Below are 19,029 nucleotides of genomic sequence, written 5' to 3'. Positions count from 1 at the left end.
TGCCGCCGCTCAGCGCGCCAGCAGTTGTTCCAGACGGTTGCCGACCCGCTCGGCGCGGTCGGCCACATCACCGATCCATTCGATGATCTGATAGAGGAACATCACGTCGACTGGCGGCAGGTCCTTCTCCAGCGCGAACAGGGTGCGACGCACCCCGATCTGCAGGCGGTCGGTGTCCGCCTCGATGACCTCGAGCTCCTCGACCATGTTCTCCACCAGGGTCGCCTCGCGACCGCCGAAGCCGGTCTCGAGCAGCTCGTCCAGCTCGTTCATCGCCTTCAGCGCCTGGGCGCTGGCGTCGACGGTGCGCTGCACGTAAGCCAGCATCAGCGGCTGCATGGCCTGCGGGATGGTCATCTGGCGGCCCAGCATCAGGCCGGCGATGTCCTTGGCGCGGTTGGCGACTTTGTCCTGTACACTGAGCAGCTCCAGCAGATCCGAGCGCGGCACCGGCAGGAACAGGCTTTTCGGCAGGTGAATACGCACGCTCTTCTTGAGCTTGTCGGCTTCCTGCTCCAGGCGTGACATCTCCTGCTGAATCTCTTCCACCCGCGGCCAGTCCTCGGCGATGACGGCCTGGAAGAACGGCAGGAGGTTCGCCGCACATTCATGTGCCTTGGCAATGTGCTGCTGCATCGGCCCGATCGGGGAGCGGCCAAACAGGCTGACGAAGGGATTGATCGGCATGGGGTAAAACCCTGTTGAAAAGGATCCCAATTATAAAGCCGCCCCCCACAGCCCCGCCAGCACGCCTTCATTTTGTTGTCACAGTTGTCTGATAAGGGCAGGACCCGCCAGTCATGGTCAAAGAAACCGAAATCAAGCTGCGCGCCAGTCGCGCCACCCTCGCCGCGCTGCGCGAGCACCCGCTGCTGAAGAAGCGCAACAAGAGCGGCTGGCAACAGTCCGAGCTGTTCAACCAGTACTTCGACACCCCGGAGCGCGACCTGGCCCAGGCCAGGGTCGCCCTGCGCCTGCGCCGCGACGGCGAGCAGTACATCCAGACCCTCAAGGGCCGCGGGCAGAGCGTCGCCGGGCTGTCCGAGCGCAACGAGTGGGACTGGCCGCTGGACAAGAACAAGCTGGACCTGAAGAAGCTCACCGCCGAATGCTGGCCGGCCGAACTGGCCGAGCTGGACAAGAAGACCCTCAAGCCGATCTTCACCACCGACTTCCTCCGCGACAAGGCCGAGATCGCCTGGGGCCGCGGCAAGGCCAAGGTGGTGATCGAGGCGGCGCTGGATCTGGGCAAGGTCACCGCCGGCAAGCAGAGCGAGGAAATCTGCGAGCTGGAGCTGGAACTGCGCGAGGGTGACCCCGCCGCGCTGCTCGAGCTGGCCATCGAGCTGGCCGCCACCCTGCCGCTGATGCCCTGCGACATCAGCAAGGCCGAGCGCGGCTACCGCCTGTTCGACCCGACCTGCTACAGCCTGAGCCTGCCGGAGCCGCAGCTCGACGCCGCCATGCCGCTCGACGACGCCTTCGCCGCGCTGGCCTGGCAGCTGCTCGGCAACAGCCAGCGCCTCGCCGAGCAGTACCGCTTCAACGGCCACTGGAAACTGCTCGAGCAGTGGCTGCAACAGCTGATCGACCTGCGCGCCCTGCTCGGCAGCCTCGGCCAGGCCGCGCCGCGCGCCAGCTCGCGCGAGCTGCGCGAGGCGCTGGATGCCCTGCTCGAAGACTGGCGTCCGCACGTGCAGGCCGGCCAGGACGACGACAGCGTGCGCCAGGCCACCCCCGAGCAGTTCGCCGAGGAGCTGAGCGATCCGCGCTGGGGGCTGTTCTCCCTGCAGGCCTCGCGCTGGCTGCTGACCCGCGCCTGGACGGAAAAGCGCAACGAGCGCGGCGCGCGCATCGGTGCCGCCGGCATCGGCCGCTGGCTGCAGCGCTTCCTCACCGAGGAGGCCGCCGCCCTGCAGCTGGACCGCTACCAGCGCCAGCCGGAAGACCTCGCCGAACAGCTGCCGCGCCTGGAGCGCATGCTGGTCTGGCTGCGCCTGGCGCGCAGCGTGCTGGAGATTCCCGAGGCCGACCGCCTGTATGGCGAGCTGAACAAGCTGGCCGAACTGGCCAACCGCCCGCTCGGCGAGGAAGAGCTGCTGGCCACGCGCACCGCCCAGGCGCTGACCGTGTTCATGACCAAGGGCTGGAAGGCGCTGAAGTAAGCCCCGCCCTGTGGGAGGCCCGACCTCGGGGCGAAGCCGTTGCCCTGTTGGCGGGCCAGCGGCCCGCGTCGCCGCGAGGTCGCGCCTCCTGCAGGTCCGCGGTGGGAACCCTCATCGATCCGAAACATGACCCACCCCGGCGACAGCCCGGCGATTTCCCGGCAAGCTTGCCCCTCGCGCCAACCGCTTGCCCGAGGAACCCCATGACCGCCTTGTCCACCCCCGCCCAGGATCGCTGGATCGACCTCAACGACCTGCTGCGCGAACTGGTCAGCCAGGGCCGCCTCGAGCAGGACAGCGCCGAGCAGTGCCTGGCGATCCGCCGCAGCTCGCTGGACACCCAGCAGCATCCGCTGGAGTTTCTCGCCGCCCAGCAGCTCGACGACCGCGCCCATCCCGGCCGCAAGCTGGACCTGGAAACCCTCACCCAGTGGCTGGCAGCCGCCGCCCAGCAGCCCTACCTGCGCATCGACCCGCTGAAGATCGACGTCGCCGCGGTCACCCCGCTGATGTCCTACGCCTTCGCCCAGCGCCACAAGATCCTCGCCGTGGCGGTGAGCAGCGAGGCGGTGACCATCGCCAGCGCGCAACCGTTCGTCAGCAGCTGGGAAGCCAACCTCACCCACGTGCTCAAGCGGCCGATCAAGCGGGTGGTGGCCAACCCGGCGGACATCCAGCGCTTCACCACCGAGTTCTACCGGCTGGCCCGTTCGGTCAGCGGCGCCTCGAGCAGCGAGCAGAAGATCAGCGGCGTCGGCAACTTCGAGCAGCTGCTCAACCTGGGCGCGGCGGACCAGGAGCCGGATGCCAACGACGCGCACATCGTCACCATCGTCGACTGGCTGTTCCAGTACGCCTTCCAGCAGCGCGCCAGCGACATCCACATCGAGCCGCGCCGCGAGCAGGGCACCGTGCGCTTTCGCATCGACGGCGTGCTGCACAACGTCTACCAGTTCCCGGCGCAGGTCACCGTGGCCATCGTCAGCCGGCTGAAGAGCCTCGGGCGGATGAACGTCGCCGAGAAGCGCAAGCCGCAGGACGGCCGGGTGAAGACCAAGGCCCCGGACGGCGGCGAGATCGAGCTGCGCCTGTCGACCCTGCCCACCGCCTTCGGCGAGAAGCTGGTGATGCGCATCTTCGATCCCGAGGTGCTGCTCAAGGGTTTCGACCAGCTGGGCTTCTCCGCCGACGATCTCAAGCGCTGGCGCAGCATGACCGGCCAGCCCAACGGCATCATCCTGGTCACCGGGCCGACCGGCTCGGGCAAGACCACCACGCTGTACACCACCCTCAAGCAGCTGGCGACCGAGGAGGTGAACGTCTGCACCATCGAGGACCCGATCGAGATGATCGAGCCGGCGTTCAACCAGATGCAGGTGCAGCACAACATCGAGCTGAGCTTCGCCAGCGGCGTGCGCGCGCTGATGCGCCAGGACCCGGACATCATCATGGTCGGCGAGATCCGCGACCTGGAGACCGCCGAGATGGCCATCCAGGCGGCGCTGACCGGCCACCTGGTGCTGTCCACCCTGCACACCAACGACGCACCCAGCGCGATCACCCGTCTGCTCGAGCTGGGCGTGCCGCACTACCTGATCAAGGCCACCGTGCTCGGCGTGATGGCCCAGCGCCTGGTGCGCACCCTGTGCCCGCACTGCAAGGCGCCGCACGCCATCGACGCCGCCGACTGGCAGGAGCTGACCCGGCCGTGGAATGCGCCGCCACCGGCCAGCGCCATGCGCGCGGTGGGCTGCACCGAGTGCCGTGACACCGGCTACCGTGGCCGCGCCGGGGTGTACGAGATCCTGCTGCTATCGGAAAGCGTCAAGCAGCACATCCATGCCGACACCGACCTGCCCGCCCTGCGCCGCCAGGCGTTCAAGGAAGGCATGCGCAGCCTGCGCCTGTCCGGCGCGCAGAAGATCGCCAGCGGACAGACCACGGTGGAGGAGATTTTGCGGGTCACGCCGCAGAGCGAGCAGAAGTGAGGGGCTGCCCGATGGTCCCCTGCAGATGCCCCGAACTCGCAGCGAGGCGGGCCGCAGGCCCGCTCCGAGGACAAGAGCTTCGCCCGAGGTCGGGCCTCCCACAACAGCAGAGCCCACACCGAACCTGTAGGAGGCGCGACCTCGCGGCGAGGCGGGCCGCAGGCCCGCTCCCAGGACAACAGCTTCGCCCCGAGGTCGGGCCTCCCACAACAGCAGAGCTCACACCGAGCCTGTAGGAGGCGCGACCTCGCGGCGAGGCGGGCCGCAGGCCCGCTCCCAGGACAAGAGCTTCGCCCCGAGGTCGGGCCTCCCACAACAGCCGTCGATGGGCTCGCTGCTTACGCCTGATTCAGCGCCGCGAGGATGGCGTTGACGCCCGCCTGGGCGCACTGCTCGTCCTGCTCGGCCGAGGCCCCGGATACGCCGATGGCGCCGACCACGCTGCCCTCGACCTTGACCGGCACGCCGCCGCCGAACAGCGCCAGGCGCGGACGCTGCATCAGGCCATCGCGCACGCTGGCCGGCATGCTGGCCAGGCGCTCTTCCCAGGCGCTGGTAGCGAGGCCGAAGCCGGCGGCGGTCCAGGCCTTGTCGTGGGCGATGTCGCGGCTCGGCGCCGGGGCGCCGTCCATGTGCGCCAGGTGGATCAGCTGGCCGCTGGCATCGACGATCGACACGCTGACGCGCACGCCGAGCGTGCGCGCCTCGGCGAGCGCGGCAGACATGGCCGACAGGGCCAGATCCAGAGACAGGGTGAGTTGGTTACGCAGCATCGGGCACCTCGCAGGTGATTTGTTGTTTTCGGGCGTCGAGCACCGCGACCGGCGCGGGCCGCTCTGGCACGGGAAGCTAGCAGGCAGGCGCCCGCCGAGGCAATCGCCGCAGGGCAATCACCGGCAACACAGGCGTGATCCGCCGAAGCGGATGGGGTGGCAAGCTCGGTCGTCTCAGGCGCTCTTGCGGCCGGGCTGCGCGCCGGGGCTGATCTTGCCCAGCTCCTGGAGCAGACGCATCAGGGTCTGGAAGTTCTCCGGGCCGAACTGGCGCTGGATTTCCTTGTACTGGCGGCTCATCTCGCCGCTCATTTCCTCGAACAGCTCGGCACCCTTGGGGGTCAGGCTGACGCACAGGCGGCGCTGGTCGCTGGCCGGCTTCCAGCGGCGCACCAGGCCGTCACGCTCGAGGCGCATCAGCACGCCGGTCATGCTCGGGCGCAGGATGCAGGCCATCTCGGCCAACTGGTGACTTTCCAGTTCGCCCTGCGGGTACTGGCTGAGGATGCGGATCACCCGCCACTGCTGCTCGGTCAGTTCGTACTGGTTGAGCAACGGCCGGAAGAAGCTCATCGCCGCTTCGCGCGCCTGCAACAGGGCCAGGGTCAGTGAGGGGTCTTGCTTGGGCATGGAGGCCATGATGTTCCTACGCAAACGAACACGACGACGCCCCATCCGGAGCGGCGCCATGCTTTACCACAGAAGGCGGTGGCGCACTCAGCCGCCGATACCCAGGCACATGTACTTCAGCTCGACGTAGTCGTCGATGCCGTAGTGCGAGCCTTCACGGCCGGTACCGGACTCCTTGATGCCGCCGAACGGAGCAATCTCGGTGGAGATGATACCCTCATTGACGCCCACCATGCCGTACTCCAGCGCCTCGCTGACGCGCCAGGCGCGGCCCAGGTCGCGGGTATACAGGTAGGAGGCCAGGCCGAACTCGGTGTCGTTGGCCATGTGGATGGCCTCGGCTTCGGTCTTGAAGCGGAAGATCGGCGCCAGCGGACCGAAGGTCTCGTCGCGCGCCACCAGCATATCCGCGGTCACCTCGCCAAGCACGGTCGGCTCGAAGAAGCTGCCGCCGAGGGCGTGCGGCTTGCCGCCGGCCAGCACCTTGGCGCCCTTGGCCACGGCGTCGGCGATGTGCTCTTCGACCTTGGCTACCGCCTTGGCGTTGATCAGCGGGCCCTGCTCGGCACCGGCCTCGCCGGCCGGGGCGACCTTGAGGGCGTTGACCGCGGCCACCAGACGCTTGGCGAACTCGTCGTAGACGCCGTCCTGCACCAGGATGCGGTTGGTGCACACGCAGGTCTGCCCGCTGTTGCGGTATTTGGAGGCCATGGCGCCGGCGACGGCGGCGTCGAGGTTGGCGTCGTCGAAAACGATGAACGGCGCGTTGCCGCCCAGCTCCATGCTGACCTTCTTCATGGTGTCGGCGCACTGCGCCATCAGCATCTTGCCGATGCCGGTGGAGCCGGTGAACGACAGCTTGCGCACGCTCGGGTTGCGGGTCAGCTCGCCGCCGATGGCGCGGGCGTTGCCGGTGACCACGTTGACCACGCCGGCCGGGATGCCGGCACGCACGGCCAGCTCGGCCAGCGCCAGCGCCGACAGCGGGGTCTCCGAGGCCGGCTTGATGACGATGGTGCAGCCGGCGGCCAGCGCCGGTCCGGCCTTGCGGGTGATCATCGCGTTGGGGAAGTTCCACGGGGTGATCGCCGCGACCACGCCGATCGGCTGCTTGATCACCACCAGGCGGCGGCCCTGCTTGTCGTGGGGGATCACGTCACCGTAGATGCGCTTGGCTTCCTCGGCGAACCACTCGATGAAGCTGGCGCCGTAGGCGATCTCGCCGCGGCTCTCGGTCAGCGGCTTGCCCTGTTCCCAGCTGAGCAGGCGGGCCAGGTCTTCCTGGTTGGCCATGATCAGCTCGAACCACTTGCGCAGCAACGCCGAGCGCTCCTTGGCGGTCTTCTCGCGCCAGGCCGGCAGGGCAGCCTCGGCAGCGGCGATGGCGCGCTCGGTCTCGGCGGCGCCCACGGAGGCGACGCTGCAGATCGGCGACAGGTCGGCCGGGTTGGTCACCGCGAAGGTGGCGCCGTCGTCGGCGTCGACCCACTGGCCGCCGATGAAGGCCTGGGTGCGCAGCAGGGTGTTATCGGTCAGTTGCATGACGAATCTCTCGAAAGGAAATCAGTAGACGCTGCTGCCGCCGGCGGCCGGCGCCGGTGCAGTACCCTTGAAGTTGGCGGCCAGGGCCTTGAGCGAGCGCATCAGCAGGCTGGTGTCGACGCCCACGGCGACGAAGGCGCAGCCCAGTTCCAGATAGCGGCGGGCCAGCTTCTCGTCGGCAGAAAGAATGCCGGCGGCCTTGCCGGCCTTGCGGATGCGCGCGATGGCGCCCTCGATGGCCGCCTGCACGTCCGGGTGACCCGGATTGCCGCGATGGCCCATGGCCGCCGACAGGTCGGCCGGACCGATGAACACGCCGTCAACGCCGTCGACCGCAGCGATGGCGTCGAGGTTCTCGAGGCCCTTGAGGCTTTCCACCTGGACCAGCAGGCACATCTGCTCGTCGGCCTCAGCCAGGTAGGTGGCGATGTTGTTCCAGCGCGAGGCGCGCGCCAGGGCCGCACCGACGCCGCGGATGCCCTTGGGCGGATAGTGCATGGCGCGCACCAGCTCATCGGCCTGCTCGGCCGACTCGACCATCGGCACCAGCAGGGTCTGCGCGCCGATGTCGAGCAGCTGCTTGATGACCACCGAGTCGCCGATCGGCGGACGGATCACCGCCTGGCTCGAGTACGGAGCCACCGCCTGCAGCTGACCGAGCAGCCCGCGCAGGTCGTTGGGCGCGTGCTCGCCGTCGAGCAGCAGCCAGTCGAAACCGGCGTTGGCGGCCAGCTCGGCGCAGTACGGGTCGGCCAGGCCGACCCACAGGCCGATCAGCTGCTCGGAGCTCAGGCGCTGCTTGAAGGTGTTGACGGGCATCTGCATCGGTTATTCCTCAGACGAAGCGGCAGGAGATGGAGCCCAGCATGTCGTAGTCGACATGGAAGGTGTCGCCAGCCTTGGCGGCCACCGGACGGGTGAACGAACCGCCGAGGATGATCTGGCCGGGCTCCAGGGTCACGCCGTAGGGTGCCAGCTTGTTGGCCAGCCAGGCTACGCCCTTGGCCGGGTGATTGAGCACCGCGGCGGACACCCCGGACTCCTCGATCACGCCGTTGCGGTAGAGGATCGCCGGCACGCGACGCAGGTCGATGTCGTGCGGACGGATGGCGCGGCCACCCAGCACGATGCCGGCGTTGGCGGCATTGTCGGAGATGGTATCGAACACCTTGCGGGTGATGCCGGTCTCGGGATCGACGTTGTGGATGCGCGCGTCGATGATCTCCAGCGCCGGAATCACGTAGTCGGTGGCGGCCAGCACGTCGAAGATGGTGCAGTTCGGGCCACTCAGCGGCTTGCCGAGGATGAACGCCAGCTCCACTTCCACGCGCGGCACGATGAAGCGGCTCATCGGGATGTCGGAGCCTTCCTCGAACTGCATGTCGTCGAGCAGCACGCCGTGGTCCGGCTCGGTGATGTTGGAGGACACCTGCATGGCGCGCGAGGTCAGGCCGATCTTGTGGCCGATCATCTTGCGGCCGCCGGCGATCTTCTTGTCGACCCAGGCGCGCTGGATGGCGTAGGCATCGGCGATGGTCATGTCCGGGTTCTCCAGGGAGAACTGGCGGATCTGCTCGCCGGTGCGCTCGGCGACGTCGAGGCGCTCGGCAGCTTGCTGGATCAGTTGGGCATCAAACATGGAAACCTCAGGAATTCTTGGTGAACAGGGGGTGCAGGCTGCTGTGCTTGGCGTCGAAGACCTGGTTCTGGCTTTCGTCGATCTGCAGGGTCACGCCGATCGGGCGCTGAGCCAGCAGGCCGTCGAGACGCCCGCGCAGCACCGCCAGCAGGCTGTCGCCGACCTGCTTGTGCACCGCCGCACTGCGCCCGTTACCCATGCGCAGGTTGGCGTAGAAGAAGCCGTAGTCGCCCTGGCCGTCGGCGATGGCGGCGTGCGCGGCCGGGTAGGCCAGCACGCGGGTGCCGCCGGTGGGGAACACCTGGCGGCCGGTCTCGTCGCGCTGTTCCAGCATGCAGTCGGCCAGCTCGCGGCACAGGCCGGCGACGTCGACGTCGCGCTCGATGTCGGGGCTGTAATAAAGAACCAGATGAGGCATGGCAGCGACTCCTTACAGGCGGCTGGCGGCGATGAAGTCCGGGTTGGAGGCCTGCGCCGCCGGGATGGTCGAGCCGTCCTGCGGGGTGACCGGGAACACGGCGTTGATCTGCCCGGTGCCGGAGGCGGCGAAGTACGGGGTGATCACCTCGGCCTTGGCGTCGTACTTGCTCCAGCCCAGCGCGCCCAGCAGCATCGCGGTGTCGTGCATGAAGCCTTCGCCGTGGCCCTTGACCGCGTACTCCGGCAGCATGGCGCAGAAGGTTTCCCAGTCGCCCTCTTCCCACATCTGGATCACCCGATGGTCGAGGGTCTCGAGGAACGGGCTCCAGATCTTGGTGGCGAACTCCGGCGCCTGGCCGTTCTGCGCGAAGCGGTGCGACAGCGAGCCGCTGGCGAGGAAGGCCACGGTGCCGTCGTAGTGCTCTTCCACCGCCTTGCGCATGGCCCAGCCGAGACGCGCGCTGTCGGCCAGGTAGTGGGAGGTGCACAGCGCCGACACCGAGATCACCTTGAAGTGCTGGTCGGCGTTCATGTAGCGCATCGGCACCAGGGTGCCGTACTCCGGCGCCAGGGTGGTGGCGTCGTGGGCCATGGTCTCCACGCCCAGACGGTTGGCCTCTTCGGCCAGCAGGCGGCCCAGTTCCGGGTTGCCGGGGAACTCGTACTCCATGTTGCTGATGAAGTGCGGCAGCTCGTTGCTGGTGTACAGGCCCTTGAAGTGGGCACCGCAGTTGATGTGGTAGTTGGCGTTGACCAGCCAGTGGGTGTCGAACACCACGATGGTGTCCACGTTCAGCTCGCGGCAGCGGCGAGCGATCTCGATGTGACCGTCGATGGCCGCCTTGCGAAAGCCCTGGCGCGGGCCGGGCAGCTCGGACAGGTACATGGAGGGAACGTGGGTGATCTTGGCAGCCAGAGCAAGTTTGCCCATGACGATTCTCCAGGTTGGCCGGCGCGAGCGGCGCGCGGCGTGGATACGGAAGGTGCAGGGCCGAAAACGGGCAGTCCCCCGCGAAGGAGCTGCCCGTCTTCGGTGCTGGCGACCGCCGTGCGGTCGCTTCAGGCTGCCTTAGACGCCCCAGCGCGGGATGTGGTGGCTACCCATGGAGATGCACACGTTCTTGATCTCGGCGAACACCTCGAAGCTGTACTCGCCGCCTTCGCGACCGGTACCCGAGCCCTTCACGCCGCCGAACGGCTGACGCAGGTCGCGTACGTTCTGGCTGTTGATGAACACCATGCCGGCCTCGATGCCACGGGCCAGGCGGTGGGCCTTGCCGATGTCCTGGGTCCAGATGTAGGAGGCCAGGCCGTACTCGGTATCGTTGGCCAGACGCAGCGCCTCGGCCTCGTCCTTGAACTTGATCAGGCAAACCACCGGGCCGAAGATCTCTTCCTGGGCGATGCGCATGCGGTTGTCGACGTCGGCGAACACGGTCGGCTGGATGAACTGGCCCTTGGCCAGGTGCGCCGGCAGGTTGGCCGGACGCTCGAGACCACCGGCAACCAGGTTGGCGCCCTCTTCCATGCCGATCTTGATGTAGCCGGTCACCTTGTCGTAGTGCGCCTGGGTGATCATCGAGCCGACCTGGGTCTTCGGATCCTGCGGATCGCCGACGATCAGGCGCTTGGCGCGGGCGGCGAACTCGGCGACGAACCTGTCGTATACCGACTCCTGGATGAAGATCCGGCTGCCGGCGGTGCAGCGCTCGCCGTTCAACGAGAAGATGGTGAACAGCGCGGCGTCGAGGGCGCGATCCAGATCGGCGTCTTCGAAGATCAGCACCGGCGACTTGCCGCCCAGCTCCATGGAGTACTTCTTCAGACCGGCGGTTTGCATGATCTTCTTGCCGGTGGCGGTGCCGCCGGTGAAGGAGATGGCGCGCACGTCGTTGTGGCGGACCAGGGCGTCGCCGGCGGTGGCGCCGTAGCCCTGCACCACGTTGAGCACGCCGGCCGGGATGCCGGCTTCCAGGGCCAGGCGGCCCAGCTCGTTGGCGGTCAGCGGCGACAGCTCGGACATCTTCAGCACCGCGGTATTGCCCAGCGCCAGGCAGGGCGCGGTCTTCCAGGTGGCGGTCATGAACGGCACGTTCCACGGCGATACCAGGCCGCATACACCCACCGGCTGGTACAGGGTGTAGTTGAGCATCTGGTCGTCCACCGGGTAGGTGTGACCGTTCATGTTGGTGCAGACTTCGGCGAAGAACTCGAAGTTGTGCGAGGCGCGCGGGATCAGTACGTTCTTGGTCTGGTGGATCGGCAGGCCGGTGTCCAGGGTCTCCAGCTCGGCCAGCTTGGGCACGTTCTGGTCGATCAGCTCACCCAGCTTGCGCATCAGCTTGGCGCGTTCCTTGGCCGGGGTGTTGGCCCACTTGGGGAAGGCTTCCTTGGCCGCGGCCACGGCCTGGGCGATTTCCTCGGCGCCGCCGCTGGCCACTTCGCAGATCACTTCGCCGGTAGCCGGGTTCAGGTTCTGGAAGACTTCTTTGCTCTCGACCTCACGGCCGTTGATCCAATGCTTGATCATTGTTCTACCCTCACTTGGCTACTGCGGCGTTCTTGACGGCGAAGAAATCGGCTTCGCTGACGATGGTGTTGACCAGGCGACCGACGCCCTCCACTTCCACGACCACTTCGTCGCCCGGGACCACGTCGGCGAGGCCTTCCGGAGTGCCGGTGGCGATCATGTCGCCCGGCTGCAGGGTCATGAACGCGGACAGGTATTCGATCAGGAACGGGATGTCGAAGATCATGTCCGCGGTGGTGCCTTCCTGGCGCAGCTCGCCGTTGATCCAGGTGCGCAGCTTGAGGTTCTGCGGATCGGCGATCTGGCTGCGGTCGATGATGTACGGGCCGACCGGGGTGGTGCAGTCGCGGTTCTTCACCCGCAGGTTCGGCCGGTAGTAGTTCTCCAGGTAGTCGCGGATGGCGTAGTCGTTGCAAACGGTGTAGCCGGCGACGTACTCCAGGGCGTCCTCGCGCTTGACGTTGCGCGCGGTCTTGCCGATCACCGCCACCAGCTCGCACTCGTAGTGCATATAGGCGACGTTGTCCGGGCGCCAGGTGATCTGGCGGTGGCCGGTGTAGGTGTTCGGCGCCTTGATGAACACCAGCGGCTCGGTCGGCGCCTTGAAGGCCAGCTCGGCAGCGTGGTCGGCGTAGTTCAGACCGAGGGCGAACATGCTGCCGGTGGCCGGCGGCAGCCACTCGACCTGGTCCTCGGCCAGCAGGGTGCCATCGACCAGACGGACGGCGTTGGCGTCCTCGACGGTGACGTTGTGGACTTCGCCCTGGTAACGGATGCGTGCGTGTTTCATGTTCCGGCTCCTTATTCCGCGACCACGGTGTTGCTGAGGCGGCCTACGCCGGCGATTTCGACTTCGACCTGGTCGCCGACGGCGATGTCGACGCGGCCTTCCGGCACGCCGGTGATGATCAGGTCACCCGGTTCGAAGGTCATGAACTGGCTGAGGAAGCTGATCAGCTCGGGGATCGAACGCACGAAGTTGGCGGTGCTGTTCTGCTGACGGACTTCGCCGTTGACCAGCAGCTTGATCTCCAGGGCATGCGGATCGGCGATGTCGGCGGCATCGACGACCACCGGGCCGACCGGGCAGAAGGTGTCGCGGCACTTGGCCTTGACCGCCGGGCGGTAGAAGCTGACTTCCGGCAGGGTGACTTCGTTGACCGCGGTGTAGCCGCCGACGTAGTCCATGGCCTCGGCTTCGGAGACGCGGCTGGCGCGCTTGCCGATCACCACGCCCAGCGCGGGACCTGCCTGGATGGCGTCGACGCCGGCCGGGAAGACGATGTTGCCTTCATGGCCGACCACGGTGTTCGGGGTCTTGATGTACAGCACCGGGGTCTTCGGCGGGGTCTTGTACGGATCCTGGTTGAACTCGGCAATCTTGCTGTCCAGCAGGCCCTGGTAGTTCAGCGCGATGCCGAACACGGTGCCGCTGAACGGGGCTTTCCAGGCGTCAGGCTTGACGACCTGGCCATTCACCGACGCTTGACCCTTGTCGTCAACCGTCGCCTCGAGGACCTTGCCGTCCACTTCAATCATCGCTCGGCGCATGCCAGCTTTTCTCCACAGACCAGTTGGATGAATCCGACCCCTGCGTACAGGATCCGGCGCTCACCATGACCATGCCGTCGGGCGACGGCCAGTTAACATGTGAACTTTATAATTAACATGTTAATCATGGTCAAGTCTTTCATCGTCGTCACGGCGACGCGCGGTATCATGCAGGCGACCCAGAACAGGCGGGAGAGCCCGAGCCATGCGGGAAAACGAGCCCATTCCGAACATCAACATCGGCCAGGTCTACGACCAAAGATATGCCGACGAGGACGTCCACTACGAGGCGCTGGGCAAGCTCGCCGACTTCTTCGGCCGCAACATGCCGGTGCACCGCCACGACCGCTTCTTCCAGGTCCACTACGTCACCAGCGGCGCGGCGCGGGTGTACCTGGACGACCGCCAGTATCGCGAGAGCGGCCCACTGTTCTTCCTCACCCCGCCGACCATCCCGCACGCCTTTGTCACCGATCCTGACAGTGAAGGCCATGTTCTGACCGTGCGCCAGCAGCTGGTCTGGCCGCTGCTCGAGGCGCACCTCAGCCAGTCGGGCGAGCCGCGCCTGGTGTCGCCGACCTGCGTGGCGCTCAGCTCGCTGGATGCCAGCTATGCCGGGGAGATCGCCCGCCTCAACCGCCTGTTCGAGATGCTCGCCGACGAATTCGCCCAGCACCAGGTGGCGCGCCAGGCCAGCCTGCACGCGCTGACCCAGCTGATCTTCATCACCCTGCTGCGCCTGGCCGCCGACCCGCTGAAGAACCAGCACGTGCGCCACGACAACCTGCAGATCTTCCACCGCTTCAACGCGCTGATCGAGGACCACTACCGCGAGCACTGGCCGCTGTCGCGCTATGCCGAGGCGATGGGCGTCACCGAGGCGCGCCTCAACGACATCTGCCGGCGCATCGCCGACCTGCCGTCCAAGCGCCTGGTGCACGAGCGACTGATGCAGGAAGCCCGGCGCCTGCTGCTGTTCACCTCCAGCTCGGTGAACGAGATCGGTTACCAGCTCGGCTTCAAGGACCCCGCCTACTTCACCCGCTTCTTCAGCCGCGAGGCGGGCATGACCCCCAGCGAGTACCGCAGCCGCGAGGGCGAGCGCCCGGAGTGAGGGACCGGAAACGAAAAAGCCCGCCGGTGAGGGCGGGCTTTTCAGGCTACCGGGTGCTGGTTAGAGCAGCGGCAGGGTGTAGCTGACGATCAGACGGTTTTCGTCGACGTCGCGACCCACACGCGACTCGGCACGATAGGTCACGTTACGAACATGGAAACGCAGACCTTTCAGAGAACCATCCTGCAGGGTGTAGACGATGTCGGTATCGCGCTCCCACTCTTTGCCGTCGTCGTAGCTGCCATTGGCTGCTTCGATGTTGTAACCGCTGACGTAGCGGGTCATGAAGGCCAGACCCGGGATACCGATCGAGGCGAAGTCGTAGTCGTAGCGAACCTGGTAGGCGTCTTCTTCCTGACGGGCGAAAGTCCAGAAGGTAGACAGGTTGACGCTATACGGGTCGGCGCCGTTCATGAACGGGAAGACGCCATCACCGGACATATTCTGATAGCCCACGCCAAACTTGTGGCCACCAACACCCAGGGTAACCATGCCGTTGAAGAAGTCGCTGTCGAACTCGCCAGCCTTCTGGTCACCGTCGTCCTTGGTATTGAAGTAGCGCAGGTCGGTGCGCAGGCTCAGACCCTCGCCCAGCGGCGCGCTGTGCACCAGACCACCGAAGTGCTGCTTGTAGATGTCCTGCAGTTCGCCGTAGTAGTAGCTGGCGGTCAGCTGCGGGTTGAAGGCATAGGAGCCGCCAAGCACGTCGAAGTGGGCGCTTTCGGCCGCACCGAAACCTACCGACTGACGATCGGAGGAGTCACGCAGGCTGACATCTTCCAGGCGACTGGCATGCAGGGTCAGGCCAGTGATCTCCTGGGAGGTCAGCAGACCGCCGGTGAAGGAGCTCGGCAGCAGACGGGTATTGTTGTACTGCACGACCGGCAGCACCGGCAGCAGGGTGCCCATGTGCAGGGTCGACTTGGAAATGCGCGCCTTGGCGGTCAGACCCAGCTGGCTGTATTCGTCAACCGGATCGCCATTGGTTTCCAGAGGCAGCATGTTGCCGGCAGTGCGGTCACGGCTGGAGTCCAGCTTGACACCCAGCAGACCCAGAGCATCGACACCCACGCCCACGGTGCCTTCGGTGTAACCGGACTCGAACTTGGCAATGAAGCCCTGCGCCCAGGTTTCGCCGTAGGACGGTGAGGCAGCGCCATCACGGAAATCGCGATTCAGATACATGTTGCGCAGCTCAAGGCTGGCCTTGCTGTCTTCAACCAGGGCAGCCTGGGATACAGCAGGGATGGCCATGGCAGCAGCGAGGATGCCCAGGGCCAGCTTGGAACGCTGAGAAGTCTTGATCATTGTTTTTTTGTCTCCACGGGGACTTATTCGATCAATCGATGGTCACCCCCTGGACCGGCAGCTGGTCGGAGGGCGGAGGCGCCTTGTACCATCGTATCAATTCGTTAACAAATTTTTTTGTTCTAAATGCTGGTGCTTGCACGCCTTTCCCGGACATAAAAAAACAGCGAAAAAGCGGCCCGTCAAGCATGAAGCGATTTCAGCGAACAGCAAGAGCCCCCGCCCCCTCCTTTGGCATGACTTGACCTTGCCCGCCAACTGTCTCACGATTGAAAAGTTAACTTGTTAACGAAAGCCTCTTGCGACCAGCTGCCCAGCATGCGGTGTCACGCGATTCGCGCGGCCCGCAAGCGAAAAAGCGCAAGAGCACGAGATGAAGCGGCCGCCCCCGCGCCCGGGGGAGGCGCAGGCCGGGTTGCTCAGCTAAGCTGTTCAGGGCTTCCGGAACATGCCTGCAGGCCCCAGCGCATTTCATCCTCGACCCCGATCCACTCGTCACCCGGAGCCTGTAAGCATCGGTCGGATTTCTTGCAGATTTTTGATGCAGCGATTCGATTAACATGTTACTAATCTGGGGACAACAATAAACGGGAGTATCCCATGAGAACCTTGAAACTCGTTGCCCTCGCCGTCTCCATCAGCGCTGCCGCTGCCGCTCAAGCTGCTGATAGCTACACCCTGAAGGTTGCCCACTTCCTGCCGTCCACCTCCAACGCTCAGGTCAACATCATCGAGCCGTGGTGCGAGCAGCTGCGCCAGGAATCCAACGACCGCATCAAGTGCCAGCTGTATCCGTCGATGCAGCTGGGCGGTACTCCCGCCAAACTGGCCGACATGGCGCGCAATGGCGTGGCCGACATCGTCTGGACCGCTCCGGCCTACTCCGCCGGCAAGTTCCCGCGCGTCGAAGCCCTCGAACTGCCGTTCATGCTGCCCTACGGCGGCAAGGCCGGTAACGAGCTGATCTGGAGCTTCTACGAGCAGTACGCCAAGGACGATTTCAAGGGCTACAAGATGCTCTCCCTGTTCGGCGACGGCGGCATGGACCTGCATGTCCGCGGCAAGCAGGTGAAGACCCTCGCCGACCTGTCCGGCCTGAAGCTGCGCGCTTCCAGCCGTACCGCCGCCAAGACCCTCGAAGCCCTCGGCGCCACCCCGGTGAGCATGCCGCCGGCGCAGATGACCGAAGCCATCTCCAAGGGCGTGGTCGACGGCGCCCTGGCCTCCTGGGAAGTGGTTCCGGCCACCAAGCTGAACGAAGTGACCCAGTACCACAGCGTCGCGCCGGAAGGCCAACACGCCATCGGCTACACCGTGCTGACCATGCTGATGAACCAGAAGAAGTTCGACAGCATGCCCAAGGACCTGCAGGAAATCATCGACCGCAACAGCGGCAAGGCCCTGTCCGAGCGCTTCGCCACGGCTTGGGACAAGGCCATGGACGATGCCCGCAAGGCCACTCCGGCCGAAGGCATGGTCGCCATCGATGCAGCCAACTACAAGGCCATGCAGGATGCGGCTGCCGGCGTAGCCGACGCCTGGGCCAAGGAAATCAGCGAGAAGGGAATCGACGGCAAGGCGCTTGTGGAAGGCGCACGTACCCTGTCCTCCGCCACTCGGTAATTAGTGATGAATGAGTCGCTGTCCTTCGAGAGCGGCTTGACCCCAGAACACGGCGTATTCCGCCGTGTTCTGCATTACGTCACCCAGGGCTTCGCCCTGGCTGGCGGGTTGGTCTTGCTGCTGCTCATCAACATGTCGCTGATCTCGATCATCGGCCGCAAACTGTTCGCCACGCCGATCCGCGGCGACATCGAGCTGATGGAAATCGGCGCGTCCATTGCCATCGCCGCGTTTTTGCCGCTGTGCGAACTGCGTGGCACCCACATCAAGGTCGACGCCTTCACCATGAAGATGTCCGACGCCGTGGTGCGCACCCTGGACATCTTTGCCCACCTGCTGTGCCTGCTCGCCGCGCTGATTCTCGCCTGGCGTACCAGCCTGCAGATGCTCGACAACATGGAATACGGCGACGTCTCCACCCTGCTGTCGATTCCCCTGTGGATTCCGCTGATGCTGATCGTCCCCAGCCTGATCCTGCTGGCGCTCTGCTCGGCCGCGCGCATCCATGACCTGATCTGCCCCCCCGGAGGTCGCGCATGAGCGGTCTGAGTCTCGGCCTGATTGCCCTGGCCATCACCATGACCCTGCTGGTGCTGCGCGTGCATATCGGCATCACCATGCTGATCGGCGGCGCGGCCTGCTTCTGGGCGGTCAACGACGGCGACCTGTCGTCGCTGCTGTTCACCCTCAACAACCTCGCCTATTCGCGGCTGTCCAACTACGACCTGGCGGTGATCCCGCTGTTCGTGCTGATGGGCCAGTTCGCCACCCACGGCGGCCTGTCGCGCTCGATCTTCCGTTGCGCGGCCGCCTTCGTCGGCCACTGGAAGGGCGGTCTGGGCATGTCGGCGATCGGCGCCTGCGCCGGCTTCGGCGCCATCTGCGGCTCCTCGCTGGCCACCGCAGCGACCATGAGCCACGTGGCCCTGCCCGAGCTGCGCCGGCACAACTACTCCGGCCGTCTGGCCACCGCCACCGTGGCGGCCGGCGGCACCCTGGGCATCCTCATCCCGCCGTCGGTGCCGCTGATCATCTACGCGGTGCTGACCCAGGAGTCGATCGCCAAGCTGTTCGTCGCCGCGGTGATCCCCGGCATCCTGGCGGCCATCGGCTACATGATCGTGCTGCGCATCATGGTCACCCGCGACACCGCCAGTGCCGATACCGTGGCCAAGGCCAGCGCCGCCGAACGCCTCAAGGCCTTCGTCAACGTGCTGCCGGTGATCGGCGTGTTCCTGGTGGTGATCGTCGGCATCTACGGCGGCTGGTCTAACCCCACCGAGGCGGCCTCGATCGGCGCCGCGGCCTGCGGCATCCTCGCGGTGATCCAGGGCGGCATGCGCTGGGAAGGCATCCGCACCAGCCTGCTCGGCACCGCGGAAACCACCGCGATGATCTTCCTCGTGCTGCTCGGCGCCGACCTGCTCAACTCCGGCCTGGCGCTGACCCAGATGCCCACCGAGCTGGCCGAATGGGTGAAGAACAGCGGCATGGCGCCGATGCTGGTGCTGCTCGCCATCCTGATCACCTACCTGATCCTCGGCTGCGTGATGGACTCGCTGGCGATGATCCTGCTGACCATCCCGATCTTCTACCCGATGATCATGGGCCTGGACTTCTTCGGCCTGGACGAGTCCTCGAAGTCGATCTGGTTCGGCATCCTGGCGCTGATGGTGGTGGAGATCGGTCTGATCACCCCGCCGCTGGGGATGAACCTGTTCATCGTCCAGCGCGCGGCGGCCGACG

At 66.1% G+C, this 19,029-nt stretch carries 18 protein-coding genes; 6 read left to right on the top strand and 12 right to left on the bottom strand.

All coding sequences use genetic code 11. The annotated features are described in order from the left end of the window. Positions 1-9: 9 nt before the first annotated feature. Complete coding sequence (locus BM297_RS07695; RefSeq protein ID WP_092429920.1) at positions 10-687, bottom strand: TIGR00153 family protein; 678 nt, start codon at positions 685-687, stop codon at positions 10-12. 113 nt (positions 688-800) lie between these two features. On the opposite strand from BM297_RS07695, the gene BM297_RS07690 reads away from it, so the two are divergent. Both BM297_RS07690 and BM297_RS07685 read left to right on the top strand, forming a co-directional pair. After that, a complete protein-coding gene (locus tag BM297_RS07690) occupies positions 801-2,165 on the top strand; it encodes a CYTH domain-containing protein (protein ID WP_092429918.1) in 1,365 nt (454 codons plus the stop codon). Between the two features lie 203 nt (positions 2,166-2,368). Beyond that, entirely contained in the window at positions 2,369-4,153 is a 1,785-nt protein-coding gene (locus BM297_RS07685; protein WP_092429916.1) for a type IV pilus assembly ATPase TfpB, read from the top strand. A gap of 338 nt (positions 4,154-4,491) precedes the next feature. Here BM297_RS07685 and BM297_RS07680 read toward each other — a convergent pair whose 3' ends face one another. The 10 genes from BM297_RS07680 to BM297_RS07635 all read right to left on the bottom strand — a co-directional run bounded on the left by BM297_RS07680 (position 4,492) and on the right by BM297_RS07635 (position 13,238). Beyond that, a complete protein-coding gene (locus tag BM297_RS07680; protein WP_092429914.1) occupies positions 4,492-4,926 on the bottom strand; it encodes a GlcG/HbpS family heme-binding protein in 435 nt (144 codons plus the stop codon). A 174-nt stretch (positions 4,927-5,100) separates the two neighbouring features. Further along, a complete protein-coding gene (hpaR, locus tag BM297_RS07675; protein ID WP_092430349.1) occupies positions 5,101-5,556 on the bottom strand; it encodes a homoprotocatechuate degradation operon regulator HpaR in 456 nt (151 codons plus the stop codon). An 87-nt stretch (positions 5,557-5,643) separates the two neighbouring features. Further along, on the bottom strand, positions 5,644-7,098 hold the full coding sequence (locus BM297_RS07670) for an NAD-dependent succinate-semialdehyde dehydrogenase (RefSeq protein WP_092429912.1): 1,455 nt from the start codon (positions 7,096-7,098) through the stop codon (positions 5,644-5,646). Positions 7,099-7,119: 21 nt separating this feature from the next. Beyond that, a complete protein-coding gene (hpaI, locus tag BM297_RS07665) occupies positions 7,120-7,923 on the bottom strand; it encodes a 4-hydroxy-2-oxoheptanedioate aldolase (protein WP_092429910.1) in 804 nt (267 codons plus the stop codon). Between the two features lie 10 nt (positions 7,924-7,933). Next, a complete protein-coding gene (hpaH, locus tag BM297_RS07660; protein ID WP_092429908.1) occupies positions 7,934-8,737 on the bottom strand; it encodes a 2-oxo-hept-4-ene-1,7-dioate hydratase in 804 nt (267 codons plus the stop codon). A 7-nt stretch (positions 8,738-8,744) separates the two neighbouring features. Next, positions 8,745-9,155: a 5-carboxymethyl-2-hydroxymuconate Delta-isomerase gene (locus BM297_RS07655; RefSeq protein ID WP_092429906.1), complete on the bottom strand. Its 411-nt coding sequence runs from the start codon at positions 9,153-9,155 to the stop codon at positions 8,745-8,747. Between the two features lie 12 nt (positions 9,156-9,167). Beyond that, a complete protein-coding gene (gene hpaD / locus BM297_RS07650) occupies positions 9,168-10,088 on the bottom strand; it encodes a 3,4-dihydroxyphenylacetate 2,3-dioxygenase (protein ID WP_092429904.1) in 921 nt (306 codons plus the stop codon). A gap of 138 nt (positions 10,089-10,226) precedes the next feature. Next, positions 10,227-11,687, bottom strand: coding sequence for a 5-carboxymethyl-2-hydroxymuconate semialdehyde dehydrogenase (gene hpaE / locus BM297_RS07645; protein ID WP_092429902.1), 1,461 nt, complete (start codon positions 11,685-11,687; stop codon positions 10,227-10,229). Positions 11,688-11,697: 10 nt separating this feature from the next. Further along, entirely contained in the window at positions 11,698-12,477 is a 780-nt protein-coding gene (locus tag BM297_RS07640; RefSeq protein ID WP_092429900.1) for a fumarylacetoacetate hydrolase family protein, read from the bottom strand. Positions 12,478-12,488: 11 nt separating this feature from the next. Beyond that, entirely contained in the window at positions 12,489-13,238 is a 750-nt protein-coding gene (locus BM297_RS07635; protein ID WP_092429898.1) for a fumarylacetoacetate hydrolase family protein, read from the bottom strand. Between the two features lie 205 nt (positions 13,239-13,443). Between BM297_RS07635 and hpaA the strand changes: the two genes are divergently transcribed. Beyond that, entirely contained in the window at positions 13,444-14,352 is a 909-nt protein-coding gene (hpaA, locus tag BM297_RS07630) for a 4-hydroxyphenylacetate catabolism regulatory protein HpaA (protein ID WP_092429896.1), read from the top strand. A 60-nt stretch (positions 14,353-14,412) separates the two neighbouring features. Here the strand turns inward: hpaA and BM297_RS07625 are convergent, their stop codons facing one another. Then, complete coding sequence (locus BM297_RS07625; RefSeq protein WP_092429894.1) at positions 14,413-15,660, bottom strand: OprD family porin; 1,248 nt, start codon at positions 15,658-15,660, stop codon at positions 14,413-14,415. A 600-nt stretch (positions 15,661-16,260) separates the two neighbouring features. On the opposite strand from BM297_RS07625, the gene BM297_RS07620 reads away from it, so the two are divergent. From BM297_RS07620 to BM297_RS07610, 3 genes are all read left to right on the top strand, one after another. After that, the gene (locus BM297_RS07620) at positions 16,261-17,283 is read left to right on the top strand and encodes a TRAP transporter substrate-binding protein (protein WP_092429892.1); all 1,023 of its coding nucleotides are present in this window, start codon (positions 16,261-16,263) and stop codon (positions 17,281-17,283) included. A gap of 6 nt (positions 17,284-17,289) precedes the next feature. After that, positions 17,290-17,823 carry a TRAP transporter small permease gene (locus BM297_RS07615; RefSeq protein WP_092429890.1) on the top strand — a complete coding sequence of 178 codons (534 nt, stop codon included), beginning with the start codon at positions 17,290-17,292 and terminating at the stop codon, positions 17,821-17,823. Then, positions 17,820-19,029, top strand: a 1,210-nt coding sequence (locus BM297_RS07610; protein ID WP_139231036.1) for a TRAP transporter large permease, incomplete at its 3' end; no start/stop codon positions are given. The genes BM297_RS07615 and BM297_RS07610, both read left to right, overlap by 4 nt.

Source organism: Geopseudomonas sagittaria, from assembly GCF_900115715.1.
GTDB lineage: Bacteria > Pseudomonadota > Gammaproteobacteria > Pseudomonadales > Pseudomonadaceae > Geopseudomonas > Geopseudomonas sagittaria.
Note: the sequence above shows the minus strand (reverse complement) of the source record. Positions and strands in the feature narration are given on the sequence as shown.